This is a genomic window from Alcanivorax sp. HI0044, from assembly GCF_001634945.1.
In genome coordinates this window covers 1-810 of the sequence record NZ_LWEZ01000653.1, presented here as the reverse complement: position 1 = coordinate 810, position 810 = coordinate 1, and the positions used below count along the sequence as shown (strand labels likewise).

The window sequence follows — 810 nt, the reverse complement described above, 5'->3', positions numbered from 1 at the left end:
GTGGGGGAAATGCAGACCAACCCGCAACCCGCCCGAGGGGCTTTCATCCAGCACCAGTTTGCCACCGTAAGCCGCCACGGTATCGCTGACGATCGACAATCCCAGCCCGTGGCCAGCAGCGCGCTCATCCAGGCGCAGCCCCCGTTGTAGCACCTGTTCGCGGCGATCTTCCTGGATACCGGGGCCATCATCCTCCACACACAGTATCAGCTGCTTGCGCTCTTCATTGTCCGCACAGCGTTCTTCCACCACGTGTACCGCCACGCGGACACGACGATTCGCCCATTTGAAGGCGTTATCCAGCACATTGCCCAACACTTCGAGCATGTCATCGCGATCAAACGGCTGAGCCGGTAGCGCCGCCATCTCCAGATGGATGTCCAGGTCACGCCGGTGAGCCTGCTCCAGCGTGGTCAGCAACAGGGGGATATCCTGCGCCGGAGAAAATGGATTACTGGTCGTCACGCCCGCCGCGACCCGGGCCCTCCCCAGGGCGCGGCGAATGTTGGCTTCCATCTGCGCCAGCTGTTCGCAGAGCAGAGCATGCAACTCCGGGTCCGACGCCGCCAGTTCCTCCGTGCAGCGATTCTTGAGAATCGCCAGCGGGGTTTTCAGCGCATGGCCAAGGTCACCCAGCGCATGACGGGAACGCTGGAGTTGCTGCTCCGTATGGCGCTGCAACCGGTTGATCTCTACCACCAGGGGATGCAGCTCCAACGCCACTGTCTCGCTCAATTCATGACGCTGCCCGCCGCGCAGTTGTTCAATTTCGTCCCGTGCCCGGCGAAGGGGGGCCAGGCCCCGGCGCAG

The 810-nt window shown here is 63.1% G+C and carries 1 protein-coding gene; it reads right to left on the bottom strand.

Going from position 1 to position 810, the window contains the following annotated elements; translation table 11 throughout:
• Positions 1-810 (bottom strand): ATP-binding protein (locus A3730_RS07920; RefSeq protein ID WP_156501067.1); only part of this gene is annotated, 810 nt, incomplete at both ends.